Origin of the sequence: Shewanella sp. TB7-MNA-CIBAN-0143 (assembly GCF_040310065.1) — a bacterium.
In the GTDB taxonomy this organism is placed as follows: Bacteria; Pseudomonadota; Gammaproteobacteria; order Enterobacterales; family Shewanellaceae; genus Shewanella.
Map to the genome: position 1 here is coordinate 39,010 of NZ_JBEOPL010000004.1, position 14,613 is coordinate 53,622.

At 41.2% G+C, this 14,613-nt stretch carries 14 protein-coding genes; 4 read left to right on the forward strand and 10 right to left on the reverse strand.

The features are described from left to right. The first annotated feature begins 78 nt into the window (after positions 1-78). From AAEY97_RS04385 to AAEY97_RS04395, 3 genes are read left to right on the forward strand one after another with little or no spacing between them, the layout of a single operon-like run. Entirely contained in the window at positions 79-705 is a 627-nt protein-coding gene (locus tag AAEY97_RS04385) for a paraquat-inducible protein A (RefSeq protein ID WP_350996855.1), read from the forward strand. Then, positions 698-1,411, forward strand: coding sequence for a paraquat-inducible protein A (locus tag AAEY97_RS04390; RefSeq protein WP_350996858.1), 714 nt, complete (start codon positions 698-700; stop codon positions 1,409-1,411). Before AAEY97_RS04385 ends, AAEY97_RS04390 begins: the two co-directional genes overlap by 8 nt. Continuing rightward, positions 1,398-4,043 (forward strand): PqiB family protein, encoded by a 2,646-nt coding sequence (locus AAEY97_RS04395; RefSeq protein WP_350996861.1) that lies wholly within the window; start codon positions 1,398-1,400, stop codon positions 4,041-4,043. The genes AAEY97_RS04390 and AAEY97_RS04395 overlap by 14 nt, the downstream gene beginning before the upstream one ends. 92 nt (positions 4,044-4,135) lie before the next feature. On the opposite strand, the gene AAEY97_RS04400 is transcribed toward AAEY97_RS04395, so the two are convergent. Beyond that, complete coding sequence (locus AAEY97_RS04400) at positions 4,136-5,362, reverse strand: spore maturation protein (protein ID WP_350996864.1); 1,227 nt, start codon at positions 5,360-5,362, stop codon at positions 4,136-4,138. Positions 5,363-5,486: 124 nt separating this feature from the next. Between AAEY97_RS04400 and rsmF the strand changes: the two genes are divergently transcribed. Then, positions 5,487-6,941 carry a 16S rRNA (cytosine(1407)-C(5))-methyltransferase RsmF gene (rsmF, locus tag AAEY97_RS04405; protein WP_350996867.1) on the forward strand — a complete coding sequence of 485 codons (1,455 nt, stop codon included), beginning with the start codon at positions 5,487-5,489 and terminating at the stop codon, positions 6,939-6,941. 500 nt (positions 6,942-7,441) lie between these two features. On the opposite strand, the gene AAEY97_RS04410 is transcribed toward rsmF, so the two are convergent. From AAEY97_RS04410 to apbC, 9 genes are read right to left on the reverse strand one after another with little or no spacing between them, the layout of a single operon-like run. Continuing rightward, positions 7,442-8,230 (reverse strand): TatD family hydrolase, encoded by a 789-nt coding sequence (locus AAEY97_RS04410; protein ID WP_101086975.1) that lies wholly within the window; start codon positions 8,228-8,230, stop codon positions 7,442-7,444. 55 nt (positions 8,231-8,285) lie between these two features. Beyond that, positions 8,286-8,612 (reverse strand): PilZ domain-containing protein, encoded by a 327-nt coding sequence (locus tag AAEY97_RS04415; protein ID WP_059743855.1) that lies wholly within the window; start codon positions 8,610-8,612, stop codon positions 8,286-8,288. A gap of 51 nt (positions 8,613-8,663) precedes the next feature. Further along, on the reverse strand, positions 8,664-9,647 hold the full coding sequence (gene holB, locus AAEY97_RS04420) for a DNA polymerase III subunit delta' (RefSeq protein ID WP_350996871.1): 984 nt from the start codon (positions 9,645-9,647) through the stop codon (positions 8,664-8,666). A gap of 28 nt (positions 9,648-9,675) precedes the next feature. Next, a complete protein-coding gene (gene tmk, locus AAEY97_RS04425) occupies positions 9,676-10,323 on the reverse strand; it encodes a dTMP kinase (RefSeq protein ID WP_350996874.1) in 648 nt (215 codons plus the stop codon). Then, entirely contained in the window at positions 10,320-11,330 is a 1,011-nt protein-coding gene (gene mltG, locus AAEY97_RS04430) for an endolytic transglycosylase MltG (RefSeq protein ID WP_392343636.1), read from the reverse strand. Before mltG ends, tmk begins: the two co-directional genes overlap by 4 nt. Beyond that, positions 11,330-12,163 (reverse strand): aminodeoxychorismate lyase, encoded by an 834-nt coding sequence (gene pabC / locus AAEY97_RS04435; RefSeq protein WP_350996878.1) that lies wholly within the window; start codon positions 12,161-12,163, stop codon positions 11,330-11,332. The genes mltG and pabC overlap by 1 nt, the downstream gene beginning before the upstream one ends. Beyond that, positions 12,163-12,747 carry a dCTP deaminase gene (gene dcd, locus AAEY97_RS04440; RefSeq protein ID WP_101086970.1) on the reverse strand — a complete coding sequence of 195 codons (585 nt, stop codon included), beginning with the start codon at positions 12,745-12,747 and terminating at the stop codon, positions 12,163-12,165. Before dcd ends, pabC begins: the two co-directional genes overlap by 1 nt. Positions 12,748-12,770: 23 nt before the next feature. After that, entirely contained in the window at positions 12,771-13,409 is a 639-nt protein-coding gene (gene udk / locus AAEY97_RS04445) for a uridine kinase (RefSeq protein WP_101086969.1), read from the reverse strand. A 9-nt stretch (positions 13,410-13,418) separates the two neighbouring features. Continuing rightward, positions 13,419-14,534, reverse strand: a complete 1,116-nt coding sequence (apbC, locus tag AAEY97_RS04450; RefSeq protein WP_101086968.1) for an iron-sulfur cluster carrier protein ApbC — start codon at positions 14,532-14,534, stop codon at positions 13,419-13,421. Between the last annotated feature and the right edge of the window lie 79 nt (positions 14,535-14,613).

The window sequence follows — 14,613 nt, forward strand, 5'->3', positions numbered from 1 at the left end:
CCAATATAAGGCCAAGCAGAGAGGTTTGACTCTTCGCTACCCAATAATGTGTTTTACTATGGATTAGATTAATTCTTCATGCATGAATTTGATGATCATGATTCTATAATTTTATGCCAATCATGTGATTTGGCAGTGAGAAAACGAGCTTTGCCTTCAAGTGCCCGTGCGCTTTGTCCGCGTTGCCACACGGCGCTCTATGATTCACCTTATTGCTCCATTAATGGCATGCTAGCGTTATGCGTTGCGGCGTTAATTATTTTTATTCCTGCTAATTTATTGCCAGTACTCGAAATCCACTTCCTTGGCAGTGTACGAACCACTACGGTGCTGCAAGCTGCTGTGACGGTTTGGGCCGAAGGATATTGTGTTGTAGGCCTAGCGGTAATGGTTGCTGCAGTTATCGCGCCTGGGTTATTGATTTTGTCAATTATGGCTCAAGTTGTAATTGTAAAATTAAAACTGCACAACTCATTTTGGCAAAGAACCTACACTACATTGTTAAAAAATCATGGTTTGATATCACAAATGACCATGTTAGAAATTTATGTCATCAGTTTTCTCGTGTCGGCCTTTCAGTTATCAGACTTTTCCGATGTGTATTTTGGTATGGGAACATTCAGTTTTACAATGTTGTTTATCATCATATTATTTTTACAACGTGAATATAATCTAGAACACATGTGGAGTTATGTAGATGCCTAGTACTCCAATTACACCATCCAATGAACATATAGTGGACAGCACTAAGCAAACTGCGAATACCGATAACGAGCCGAAAACTGAGGTTTTACCTCATATTCAGGGCAAGAAAATTGGCTTATGTTTATGCCCTGTTTGTCGCAAACTTAACGTCACAAGTAACAGTCATTGTCGACGTTGTTTTAGTCAATTAAGTAGCCGTAATTATGCCAGCATCCAACAAAGTTGGGCTTTATTAGTTACTGCGACAATTTTACTTGTTGTCGCCAATATTTACCCTATTACCTTGTTAACTAATCGCGGAGTGGTCACCAATGACACCATTTTTAGTGGCATTAGTCATTTAGTCAAAACCGGTATGTTTCCGATTGCTATCATTGTTTTCACTGCCAGTATTTTAGTACCTTGGCTTAAAATTATTGGCTTAGCGACTTACTTGACGGCTATTAGTTTTAACTTACCAATATCAAAAAGAAAATTAATGGTTGGGTTTCACATTATTGAATGGATCGGCCGCTGGTCTATGCTCGATTTATTCGTTATTTCATTAACAGTTGCCTTAGTTAATATGGGGCAATTATTAGACGCAAAACCTGCACCTGCCGCGACAGCATTTGCGTTAGTTATCTTACTAACGCAAGTCGCAGCAAAAGTGTTAGATACTCGATTACTTTGGGACCGCTTGGAAAACACTGATGACACAAATTGAATCGCCTAAAATTGTGAAGAAAAAGTTATTCTCGCCAATATGGTTATTACCGGTTGTTGCTTTGATATTAGGTGCCTGGTTAGGGGTCAAAAGCATTAAAGAATCCGGCATTGAAATATTAATACATTTCCCTAGTGCTACGGGTATTGATATCGGCAAAACGTTGGTAAAATACCAAGGGTTGACGGTAGGTAAAGTCACTGACATTGGTATTGACGATGATCTAAAAGGGGTAAACGTTAAAGTTATTATGGATTACCGTGCCGACCCTTTCCTCAATAAAAACACCCTTTTTTGGTTAGTAAAACCTAAAGCAAGTATTACCGGAGTTGAAGGACTCGATACGTTATTTTCTGGTAATTATATTGCTCTTCAACCTGGTGATGGCCGCTCTGCAACCGTATTTGAAGCACAACGTGAAGCGCCTGCGATACTCCCCGGCAGTGAAGGACTGATGATCGAACTAAAATCCCCTAAACTGGGTTCGATTGATGTTGGCTCGCCTGTATTTTACCGTCAAGCACCTGTCGGAAGCATTGTCAGTTATCGCCTCGACGGAAATAAACAAATAATTATCAGCGCATTTGTTCAAGAACAATATGCCCATTTAGTCAATAAAGACTCCCATTTTTGGAATGTATCGGGCTTGAAAATCGATGCTTCTTTAGCGGGGATAAAAGTCAGCACTGAAAGTATCGCGTCTATTTTGGCCGGCGGCATCAGCTTTGATACCGGCAGCTACACTGAAAAGGCCCAAAATGGTGATGTTTACAACCTATATGAGGATGAGCTTACCGCTATTGGAGGTGTTCATTTTGATTTAACTGCATCTAGCAGTGAAGATGTTAATGAAGGCACCGCCATCACCTACCGCGGTATCGTTATTGGTGAAATAGAAAAAGTAACCTTAACCGACACTGGAGTGAAGCTTATTGCTCGGGTTGAACATCATTACAAAGCATTAATTACCAACGATAGCCAATTTTGGATAAGTGGTGCCGAGTTATCATTAAAAGGTGTCAAAAATATCAGTAGACTGGTTACTGGCAGTGTTATTAATGTCTTACCAGGCACTCAAATAACCGAAGAGGCGATGCAATTTGAATTGGCATCACATGCTCCCGATTTGCTCAGTCAAGACAAACTTAAATTGACGGTAGTTGCCACGACTCACACAGGTGTCAGTAATGGCGCGCAAGTGCGATATAAACAATTGCCTATTGGGCAGATAACCAGTATTGGTTTAAGTAAAGACTTTTCAACTGTTGAATATAACATTGAAATTCAACCAGAGTTTAAGAGTTTGCTGACTAAGGGAAGCTTCTTTGTTCCTGAAAGTGCCATAGCCATTAATGCTTCACTAGAGGGCGTTAATGTTAAAACTCGCGACCTCACTACGATGTTGGAAGGCGCTATTAGCTTAATTCCGGGTAACAGCGAAATGCTGCTTTCGGCTAATAGTACTTTAACACTGCACGAATCAATTGAATCGGCCCAAACGCTTTACGCTCAACAACAGCTGACACCCTTTACTTTAACTAGTATTGATGGTGCCGACTTAGCTGAAGGCTCGCCAATTTATTACAAAAAAATGCAAATAGGCTCAGTGAATAAAGTCAATTGGTTAGCTAAAACGGATAAATTTAATATCGATATCAATATCGACAATAAATTTGTTCCGTTAATTAAGCCCACTACGGTTTTTTGGCGTAATGACGCTGTAGCCATCAATGCCAGTTTAGCCGGTGTCGATATCAATGTTGCACCATTGAAAGGTGCAATAAATGGCAGTATTACCCTTGGACATATAGACGACAGAGTTGATACTGAAAATAATCAACCTAATCTACGATTATATGATAACAAGTCACTCGCACTCATGCAGGCTAAAGTCATCAACCTCACTCTGCCTGTGAGTACTAAAGTGTCAGAAAAAGCGGCTATTCGCTATCAAGGGCATAAAATTGGTGAAGTGTCACAGGTTAAACTAAATCAAGATTTAAACACTCAGAATGCACAAGCTTATATCTATGGCCATTACGTAAACCATTTTAGTGCCAGTGACACTGAATTTTTTATCGTCGATGCACAAATTTCTTTAGCGGGTATTAATGCCCCAGAAACACTATTAACGGGTCCTTATATTGGTGTTATCCCAGGTAACAGCACAGAAATTATTGATAATTTTGTTGCCCAACCTCACTCGAGCTTTGAGGCTACCGTACCTAAAGATGCATTAGCATTCCAATTAGTAGACGATCAACTAGGTTCTATTAAGGTCGGTACACCGCTATTTTTCCGCGGAATTAAAGTCGGACAAATTGATGGATACAGGTTGGATGACTCAGGAATTGAAATTACGTTGTTTGCCCATGTAAATGCTGAATATAGTCACTTAATCAACCAGACTAGCCAGTTTTGGGATGCCTCTGGTATTAAATTAGACGTCGGTTTATTTTCGGGTGCACAGTTAGAAACAGGCTCATTAGAAACGATACTCGCCGGTGGTATAGCATTTGCGACCCAAGATACAACATCAGACAGTAACAGTATCAATGCAACCGAACGTTTCCCATTGCATGAGAATATGCAAGATGAATGGGCACAATGGCGACCGACACAAACTAAGTAACCTCAGCTAGAGATAATACAATTAGTACAAAAACAAAGGCCGATATATTTATCGGCCTTTTTATTTATATTATTAATTTCGATAATTGATGTTTAACCATAAAACCAATAACACACACCGATGGCGGCACTAATACCTGCAAAATCTGCTGCTAAACCACACCCTAGTGCATGACGACCATTACGGATCCCCACTGAACCAAAGTACACAGCCAACACATAAAATGTCGTTTCGGTACTGCCTTGTAAAATAGCTGCTAGTCGGCCCGCAAAAGAATCAACTCCGTGATGACTCATGGTTTCTAACATCATCGCACGCGCACCAGAACCGCTAAAAGGTTTCATGAACGCGGTTGGCATCGCATCAATAAAGCGCGTATCGGCGCCTAATGCACTCACGCCACTTGCTAACAGCTGTAAGGCATAATCTAACGCCCCTGAAGCCCTAAGAAACCCAATGGCTAATAACATCGCCAGCAAATAAGGGATTAGCTGAATTGCTTGGCTAAAGCCCTGTTTAGCGCCATCAACAAACTCGTCATACACGGCAATTTTGCGATAACCTGCGACTAAAATAAAACTTAAAATCAGCAACAACAGTATACCGTTACCTAACACCATAGACACCTGGCCTATCGCATCGGCGGATAATGTCACCAAATAAGCAATCCCGGCCATGAATACACTCATAATGGTTGCAGCATAAGCCAAAATAACACTATTGATTAACGAGATACGCTGCACTAACGCGACAACCAATAGTCCCACAACGGTGGAAACACTTGTGGCCAATAAAATGGGTAAAAAGATATCCGCAGGATTAGCCGCACCTTGTTGGGCACGATAAAGAAAGACTGTTACAGGGACTAATGTTACTGATGAAGTATTTAATACTAAAAATAAAATTTGGGCGTTGGTTGCTACTGATTTTACAGGGTTAAGAGATTGCAGATCATGTATCGCTTTTAAGCCTAAAGGCGTTGCTGCATTGTCCAGTCCCAACATATTAGCAGTAAGATTCATGCTAATGCTGCCATAGGCGACATGTCCACGAGGAACCTCAGGCATCAACTTAGACAGTAAAGGTTCAAATATGCGGGCAAACAAACCCACCACACCGGCCTTTTCACCAACTTGCATCAAGCCCATCCATAACGCTAACACACCGATTAAGCCAAGCGAGATGTCAGCGGCTAACTTAGCACTGGCAAACAATGCCGTCACCGACTCGCTTAATACATCGACATTGCCATTCACTAATTGAATCGAGATAGACAACGCAGCAATGATAAAAAATAATAACCACACTCTATTTAGCACACACCACTCCATTAGCCAGTCGGTTTTATTAACGTCAATATACAGTAATCATTGCCAAACAGGGTGTACAATTCCGTGATATGATCGCTTCAATTACTGCAACAATAATGTATCGTTTTTTATTATGGCCCAATTAAATATAAACTTTATCAATCACATTGAGAAAGAGTTACCCGCTCACTTGGCTTTAGAAGAGTTTATCGCCTATTGTGATAAACCACTTCGTAAATCCATTCGAGTGAATACGCTTAAAATCAGTACTGCACAATTTGTCAGCATCATGACTAAAGCCGGCTGGCAACTGTCTCCAGTACCTTGGTGTGCTGACGGATTTTGGATTGAGGGTAAAGATGATATCCAACTGGGTAATGCCATTGAACATATTCAAGGGCTATTTTATATCCAAGAAGCCAGCTCAATGCTGCCACCGACCGCATTATTTTATAATGGTACCGCCGCTGAAATAATCTTAGATGTCGCTTCTGCACCAGGTTCTAAGACAACGCAAATCGCAGCCTTAATGAATAACAATGGCTTATTAGTCGCTAATGAATATTCTGCCAGTCGCGTTAAAGTATTACACGCTAATGTGTTACGTATGGGGGCCAGCCACACCGCCCTAACCCATTTTGATGGCCGAGTCTTTGGTGAATATTTATATGAATCGTTTGATGCTATTTTATTGGATGCTCCTTGTGGCGGCGAAGGCACCGTTCGTAAAGATCCCTTGGCATTAAAATACTGGGATATTGAAGATGTTACTGCGATTGCTGAAACCCAAAAAGATCTTATCGAATCAGCATTTTTAGCGTTAAAGCCAGGCGGAGTGTTAGTCTATTCGACTTGTACTCTAAGCCAGTTAGAAAACCAACATATCTGTTATCACTTACAGCAAACTTACCCCGATGCGGTTGAGTTTGTTTCACTTGCTGAGTTATTTGATGGTGCAGATAAAGCATGCACTAAAGAAGGTTTTTTACATGTTTGGCCACAGATTTACGACAGCGAAGGATTTTTTGTCGCTAAAATTCGTAAAACAGCCTCAGTCGAGCGAGTAAAAAAACAGCCTAAATTACAAAAAAACTTTCCTTTTACTCCCGTAAACGAAAAGCAAAAAGTGGAATTAACACAATACTTTCAAAACAACTTCTGTCTCGAGTTACCCAGCGATGACGTGATCATGTTGCGTGACGATGAATATTGGTTGTTTCCAGCCCAATTTATTCCTTTTATAGGCAAGATGCGTTTTCAACGTATTGGCATTAAGCTCGCTGATGCGATGAAAAAAGGCTACAAAGCTAAACATGAAGCCGTTATTGCTTTATCGGCAGCAGCGCATAATCCAGCAAAAACCATGGAATTAAGTGCGGCGCAAGCACAAGATTTTTTAATGGGCCGTGATATTGCTACAAGCACTTTTGATCAACCGACACAGCAGCAGTTAGCCATCATGCCACAAGGCGAAATGTTAGTGAGTTATCATAAAGTCGTGCTTGGGGTTGTAAAACATTTAGGCCATAGACTGAAAAACAATTTACCGCGTGATTTGGTCCGCGATAACGTTAACTTGAGCCTATAGCACGCTACACTATTTCGATGAGCAAGAATAAAGAATATAAAACATAATTATCAATGAATTACTATAAAACACAGTGATAAAACAGAGTGCTAAACCAACATTATTAATTAAATTTTATGCACAACGCAATTTGAGTGCCTATAGTTAATTCATGTTCGACTCAGTATTTGGCATTTTAAGCTATCTTAAGATGCCACAACAGTAGCGCAAGGCTCTTAATCGAGCCCTTTCCCTAGGCCCAAAACAATTGGATAGTTTTGGGCCTTTTTTTATCTTTTCAACCAACGGTACGCCCTAAAATGTGCTTAAGTCATAGGTTCATGGTGGTATTTGAGTAACGTTAGCGCAATTATTTAAGCAACTGCGCTAACGTTATTTTATTTGCCTGCACAGCAGGCATATCAGAACTTTATTGCCGCGAAGTAAGCCACAAATTAGATAATTTGCTGTTAGTCTCAGGATTGAATTAGCTTCAATCTTGAACTAGCTGCAGATTTGATTTAGCGGCCAACTAACTTAGCGGCATCTTTAAATAAATTAAAAAAGTTATCCGTGGTGTATTGAGCTAACTCTTCGAATTTTTCACCGCGCAATTCTGCGACAAATTCGGCAACATCTCGAACATAAGCAGGCTGATTCTCTTGGCCACGATGCGGCACCGGAGCTAAATAAGGTGAATCGGTTTCGACCAGTAATCGGTCTTTTGGTACTTGGCGAATAACACTGCGCAATTCACCTGCATTTTTAAACGTTACAATTCCTGAAACAGAAATATAAAAGCCTAAATCAATGGCGGCTTTGGCCATTTCCCAGTTTTCAGTAAAGCAATGCAGCACGCCACCCACTTTGTCGGCATGACCTGCTTTTAGCATATTAATGGTATCTTCACGGGCATCGCGAGTATGTACAATTAATGGTTTATTCACCTCAACAGCTAACGCAATTTGTTGTTCAAAGCACTGCTGTTGCAAGGTTTTTGTGTCATTTGAATAGAAATAATCTAAGCCTGTTTCGCCAATGGCAACCACTCTGGGATCTTGTGCAAAACGTTTAATGTCTTCAATATTCAACCCTTCTTGTACATCGAGAGGATGTACGCCAGAAGACAAAAACACATTATTAAAGGCAGACATTTTATCTCGCATGGCTTCAAAGCCTTGCTGACGAACGTTGACGCATAATAGATAGTCAACGCCTTGAGCTTTGGCATTGTCCATAATGAATTGTAAACTGGCTGAGTCTGGGGCCGCTTTTAAGCGGTCAAGGTGGCAATGTGAATCAATTAGCATGGGAATTCTTTCGCAACTACATTAACAAATAAAACAGATGCGCAAGAATACCTAGCTACATAGTGCAGGTCAAATCGCTAGAGGCAAGTTCGCTTGATAATAATTTTTCAATATGATGTTTATGACTTTCAACATCAGTTTTAATTTTAACCCCAATACCCGCTGGGCGCCCACCAGATGCACCTAATGGATTAATCCATACAACTGTGCCTTTAAACTCGTTTGTTTGGGTGGCATTAGGCAATCGATAAGCAATGGTAAGCTCTTGGCCTAAAAAATGACTTTCTGTAGTCGCAACGAATAAACCTGCAGGCTTAATAAAAGGCATATAAGCACGATAAAGTTTATGTAATGTATCGTAATTAACAACAAGATCGACCATAAATAATTATTTTCTTTCCATAAGCAGGTTAAAAATCAATATAAAAACGTTTTAATGGGTCAACTGTCTAAATGTGAGCACATATTGTTGACACAAGGCTGGCGCGTTCACACTCGGCATTGTTTCAAGTCTATGACACATGGTCATCACACGCCCAGCAAGTTCAATGACTTTTGATTGAACCAGTGGATTTAATGACTGACGACTCGTGTTTTCAGTTTTTAGCTTATTACTTTTTAACACATATTGGCGCAAGTACAAATACAAAACATTAAGTGCATCAACAATTTGTTGTTCAGACACCTTCAATAAACTGTTGCTTAAATGACCCATTTGTAAACTTTGGGCCCAATCTTGGCGAAATGTCAGCAGTTGTTGATAATGCTGACTGGTTAAACTATTTGCTAACGCAAGAGGACCACCAACAACACTAAGACACCATGTAACATCATGGATTTTGCCATCGGCATTGGCTGGCGGTAACAACTGCTGCGCCGCTAACCACTGATGGATTTCATGCTTAGTTGGCTCAACAAAATTAAGCGTTTGACAACGACTGGTAATGGTCGCTAGTAACTGGGCTGATGTATTGGTTTGCAAAATGAGTACAACATCATCGCCAGGTTCTTCAAGGGTTTTCAATAATGCATTAGCCGCTGCCAAATTTAAGCGTTCGGCATTAACGATTATAGCTACACGTGCGCCACCTTGCTGAGCCGTTTGGGTTAACGCTTGGCAGAGCTGACGAATTTGATCGACTTTAATTTGGTTGCCATCAGGTTCGATTATATATAAATCAGGATGATTACCTGCTGCCAATAACAAACAACTTTTACACTGGCCACAAGCACCAACCGGAGTGAGTTGCTGGCAAAGCACAGTTTGCGCTGCGGCCTTAGCAAGCTTATCGCCCCCTAATGCTTTATCGATGTTGAACAAATGCGCATGACTGCTTTTGCCTCGATAATGCTGGTCAACAAAACGCTGATGTGGATCGGCTAACCAAGGCAGCTGGTCAATCTGATAATCACTCATGTCGGCACATTATCCCTTTTAATATCAATCACTGCTCACTCATAAGAGTGGATAAATGGCGTTGTAATTGTATACCAATATCATTATGCACTTGTTCCATGGATTGACTGGCATCAATCACCACAATGCTGTCATCTTCATGCGCTAATTGTAAGTAGGTTCGTCTGGCTCGCTCAAAAAAATCAATCGCTTGTTGCTCTATTCTATCAAGCTCGCCACGACTGGCTGCACGGCTTAAGCCTAACGTAGGATCAATATCCAAATATAAAGTGAGATCGGGTTTAAAACCACGTAAGCAAGCATCACTGACCGCTTTCACTAATGGCATTAACCCTCGGCCACCACCTTGATAAGCTAATGATGACAGATTGTGTCTATCGCCAAGTACCCATTGACCCGCAGACAAAGCAGGCTTAATAACATTGGCGATTAATTGTGTTCGCGCTGCATAAATAAGTAAGCATTCTGCTTCATCGCATAATGGATCTGTCTCATCGGCAATTTTAACTAAATCGCGCATTTTTTCTGCCAAAGGAGTCCCGCCCGGCTCACGAGTACACACAGGAGCCTGACCGATATGCTGCTTAATAATATCGTTAACAAGGGCTATCGCGCTTGATTTACCAGCGCCTTCTAATCCTTCAATGACAATAAACTTGCCTTGCTGTTGAGTCATTTTCTTTTTCTCTGAAATTCGTTTACGGCATTATTATGGGCTTTCAACGTAGATGAAAACACATGACTGCCATCATTGCGTGAAACAAAGTACAAGTAATTTACTTTGGCTGGATTAGCGGCGGCAAATAATGATGCGCGACTTGGTGCAGCGATAGGCGTTGGCGGTAAACCATCAATCTTGTAGGTATTGAATGCCGTTGCTTCGCGTAAATCTTTACGAGTAATATTACCTTTATAACGTTCACCCATGCCATAAATTACCGTGGGGTCGGTCTGAAGACGCATACCTTTTTTAAGTCTATTATTAAACACTGCAGACACCCAATCACGCTCTTCAGGTTTGCCCGTTTCTTTTTCAATAATAGACGCAATAATTAATAATTCGTAAGGTGATGATAATGCTAAATCAGGGTCGCGCCCTTCCCATGCTTGCGCTAAGCTTAACTGCATCATGGTGTAGCTGCGGTTTAAAATAGTCTGTAAGTTATCATCTGCATGATAATGGAATGTTTCTGGATAGAACTTACCCTCAGGCAAACCAGAGGTATCGCCATTTTGTAATAGCACTTGGTTAAAGTCGTCGGTATTTTTTGCTAAATGCTCAGTCGTGGTCAGTGCTTGCTGCCACTCGGCAATGGTTTTACCTTCGATTAAGGTGATGCTGAAAACCACTTGTTGGCCTAAGTACAGCCGTTTTAATAACGCTTCTAATGTATCGCCTGGGATCAATTGATACAAACCGGTTTTAATATGGGCAAGCTTAGGTTCAAGTTTGACCAGATATTTAACTTTCCAGCTATCGGTAATCAATGATTGTTGCTCTAGTTGTTGCGCAAGCTTAATCAAACTAGTACCAGGTTCAACCGTTAATGTTTGAATTTCAGTTAACTGTAATGGCTGTTTTTGGTAAGCGATTAAGCCAGATACAAGCCAATATCCTCCAAGACAAAATACTGTAAATAGAGGAATAAGACTGGCTAAAAAAAAGGTTTTTATGGTTTTAATCATGATGATAAATTCACACTCAAAATGTGCCTGAATCGCGGTGTTTGCGTCCAATGGCTAAATTGAAAGTCGTCAATGGCAGTTACATCAACAATGCCAAATAAACTGTTCGTTATAAATATATTGTCCGCGGCCTGAATATCACCAAGTGTTAATTGTGTAGCCATAACTGAGAAACCCTGACAGAGCAGAGTATCAATTAATGTCTCACGCATCACACCACTTACGCCCGCATGGGTTATTGCTGGGGTAAACACATGACCATTTTTGACTACAAAAATATTGGCCATGGATGACTCTATCACATTACCGTCACAGTCAAACACTAGCCAATCTTGATGAGTACTCGGTAGAGGTTGTGACTTTATGAGCACCTGTTCCAATCGGTTAAGGTGTTTCATTCCCGCTAGAAGTGGTTGCCTGCCAAGACATATGGGTGATGATGCTAGCGAGATACCACTTTGCTGCCAATCAAGGTAATGCTCAGGAATGGGATGCACTGACACAACTTCTGTAACGTCTGCGCTCAAAGGAGCCTGATAACCACGGCCACCGACTCCACGCGTTAGCAATAGCTTTATACAATGTTGTGGGTATTGTTGGGCGAGTAGGATTAATTGTTGTATTAATAAGTCGCTTGGATGCCACTGAATACTTAGGCGCTCGCAACTTTGCTGCAAACGAGAAATATGCCCGTCAAGGAATAGGATCCCTGCGGGCATATCAGCTGATGCTGTGCGCATGGTTGCGAACACACCATCACCATAAGCAACACCACGATCAAATGGATTTATGAGTCCGTTTTCAACGTGATTAACCCAAACTGGTGCCATTATTTATCCTGGCTGATCCGGCTTGCCACAGCCTCTTGTTGATCTTTGTACTTCGAGCTTTTACGCGTGTTATATGGACGAGCAACCGCAGAGCTTAAGCGCTCGAAATTAAGCGCACCAATCGTCATACCAGGGCGAAGAGCCAACGGCAATTTGCCACTGTTAAAAAACTCAAGTACAATTTTACCTTGCCAACCTGGATCAATACGATGTGCGGTCACATGTACCATCAACCCTAAACGGGCAAGTGATGAGCGACCATCTAACCAACCTACAACATCTGCAGGTAAGGTCACACTTTCATAGGTTACCGCTAATGCTAATTCGCCAGGATGAAGGAAAAAAGCTTGATCATCAGCAATTTCAATTTTATCGCTCATGATCCGATCAAGTGCTATTTGCATTTCTGCACTAGGGCCACTTAAATCGATGTAAGGTGCAGTATGGTCTTTAAATACACGAAATTGGCTGCCTAAACGTACATCCACGCTCACTCCTGAAATGGCTTCAATACCAGGGCGAGGATCGATAATAATGGTGCCATTATCTAAACATTGCTCAATTTCTATATCGGTTAAACGCATGCTGCACTCTCTTCTAGATAAGGCTACTTCGCCAATAAATGCTGAATTCTAGCTTTTAAAATATCAGTTGCGATACGGTTTTTACCGCCCCGTGGAACGATAATATCGGCATATTGTTTTGACGGCTCAATAAACTGTAAAAACATCGGGCGTACGGTTCGTTTATATTGTGAAATAACCGATTCCATTGTTCTGCCACGTTCAGCAACATCACGAGTTAACCGACGTAAAAAGCAAATATCTAATGGCGTATCCATAAACACACTGGCATCCATTAAGTCACGTAATTTAGGATTGGTTAATAATAGAATGCCTTCTAAGATAATCACTTTTTTAGGCTGCATGGTCAACGTGTCGCTAATACGAGTATGCTCAGTATAGCTGTAACATGGAATGCTAACTGGCTCACCTTGTTTAAGCTGAGATAAATGAGACGCTAATAACTGATGGTCTAACGCTTTTGGATGGTCGTAATTAGTTTTGACACGATCTTCCATCGTCAAATGGCTTTGATCATGATAATAAGCATCCTCATTGATCACACCAATTTGATTTGTTCCTAAATCACGACACAATTCTTCAAAAATTGTTTTAGCAATTAAACTTTTACCTGAAGCCGACGCACCGGCAATCCCAATAATGACACACTGCTGAGAATTCATCTCTTAACCTTACTCGTCTTCTGATATGCTAATTTTTACGGTTGATTGTACTTGTTGAAGTGCTAATTCTGCCCCTAGTTTGCGGGCAATTTCGCGATATATCCCTGACACTTCACTTTCTGGTTCGCTCATCACGCTCGGCGTACCATTGTCCATTGATTCACGAATATTGATGTGTAATGGCAGTGAGCCTAATAATGGTACGTTATAACGTTCCGCTATTTGACTACCACCATGAGTACCAAATGGGTGTTCTTTATGGCCACATTCAGGACAAAGATGAAAACTCATGTTCTCGATAATCCCAAGTACTGGAATGTTGACCTTGTTGAACATGGTGATGCCTTTCTTGGCATCCGCTAAAGCAATATCTTGCGGCGTTGTCACTATCACCGCACCACTAACCGGTACTTTTTGCGATAATGTCAGTTGAATATCACCAGTTCCTGGTGGCATATCGACGATTAAATAGTCTAATTCAGGCCACTGCGTTTCATTAAGTAACTGTGCTAAAGCACCTGCGGCCATAGGACCACGCCAAACTGCAGCTTCATCACCACTTAGCATAAAGCCAATTGATTGCGCAGAAATGCCATGCACCAATGCTGGTGTCATGTGCTTTCCATCTGGCGATTGTGGACGAAAATTAGGAATGCCCAACATCAATGGAATAGACGGGCCATAAATGTCGGCATCTAAAATACCCACTTCGGCGCCTTCAGCTTTTAACGCTAATGCGAGGTTTACTGCGGTGGTTGATTTACCCACACCGCCTTTACCAGAAGCCACAGCAATAACTTGTTTTACATTAGGAATAGGTGCAATGGCTGGCAGCGCTGAATAAACCCGTGGTTGGAAATCAATTTCACATTCCACTTCATCAATGGCGTCAAGAACAGCCAATTTATTGGTTATTGCCATCACGGTGTCACGGTATTGTGTCATACACGGATAAGGATAAACTAAGCCTAATTGTAGGCGTTTTCCTTCTATCGACAATGCTGTAACACATCCTGCACTGACCAAACCTTTATGCAAATAAGGATCTTCAAATGCTTCTAAAATATCTAACACTGGTGACAATAATTCATCACTTAATTGATAATTTGTATGCGTATTGACCAAAACGGCAACTCCGAACCAGAAATTTGCACAAGTGTATCAGAACTTGGTAAAAAAATAGCGACTAATAAGCCTTTTTAAG